At 62.9% G+C, this 1,052-nt stretch carries 2 protein-coding genes; both read left to right on the top strand.

The genetic code is table 11. The features are described from left to right. The first annotated feature begins 93 nt into the window (after nt 1-93). The gene (locus tag SB753_RS34405) at nt 94-594 is read left to right on the top strand and encodes a transposase (protein ID WP_410804496.1); all 501 of its coding nucleotides are present in this window, start codon (nt 94-96) and stop codon (nt 592-594) included. Between the two features lie 26 nt (nt 595-620). After that, nucleotides 621-1,052: helix-turn-helix domain-containing protein (locus tag SB753_RS34410; RefSeq protein ID WP_410804498.1), on the top strand; the 432-nt coding region annotated here is incomplete at its 3' end.

A 1,052-nucleotide genomic window follows, 5' to 3' on the forward strand; every position in this document is an offset into this window, starting at 1 on the left:
ACCTACTTTTCTTTGCCGCCCTCCATGTCAGGCTAGTTGTCGCCTCACCCGAACCGATTGGTGTAAAGATGGGGGGCGGACAGCGAATGGAAGATGAAACGCTATTCAGCGGAGACGCGGGAATGGGCAATCAAACAGATGATGCCGCCGTTCAATCGTGCGGTCATTGAGCTGGCAGGCGCGACGGGCATCACCACGGTGACGCTACGGACCTGGCGGCTGCGTGCAAGAGATGCAGGGGTATTCATGCCGGGCAAGGGCAGAACCAGCGATCAGTGGTCAAGCGCCGACAAGTTCAGGGTGGTGCTGGAGACGGCATCGCTCAACGAGGCCGAGACCTCACAATACTGCCGCAGCAAGGGCATTTATCCGGAGCAGATCCGGCAGTGGCGCGAAGCCTGTGAACAGGCCAATGTAGCGCCTGAAACCAGGCCCACGGCTGCCCAGCGCAATGAAGCAAAGGCCGCTCAAAAACGCATCCGTGAACTGGAGCGTCAGCTCAGGCGCAGCGATGCCGCGCGTGCGGAGGCGGCGGCGTTGCTGAACCTGCGAAAAAAAGCCGAAGCGATCTGGGGCAAGGAAGAGGACGACTGATCAGCGGCCCGGATCGCGAGGAAGCCATGCAGTTGATCGATGAAGCGGTACAGCAGGGAGCACGCCGCTCGCGTGCCTGCGAGCAGTTGGGGCTCAGTGTGCGCAGTGTCCAGCGCTGGCGCCTGTCGCCGCAGGATGGGCGAACTCAGCTCAGGCGTGCGGCGCCGCCCAACAAGCTCAGTGAGGCCGAGCGTCAGGCCGTGCTCGAGGCGGCCAACCGCCCGGACTACGCGAGTCTGACGCCGCACCAGATTGTGCCGAAGCTGGCTGATGAGGGGGTGTATCTGGCGTCCGAATCGACGTTCTACCGGGTGCTGAAAGCGGCAGGACAGGGCCAGCGTCGAGGCCGTGCGCGAGCCCCGCAACAACGCACGCTTACGACCCATCGTGCCGATGGCCCGAACCAGGTGTGGTGCTGGGATATTACGTGGATGCCGACAACGATCAGAGGCCGGTAC

It is taken from the genome of Paraburkholderia sp. SIMBA_053, assembly GCF_046534895.1.
GTDB classification, from domain to species: Bacteria; Pseudomonadota; Gammaproteobacteria; order Burkholderiales; family Burkholderiaceae; genus Paraburkholderia; species Paraburkholderia caledonica.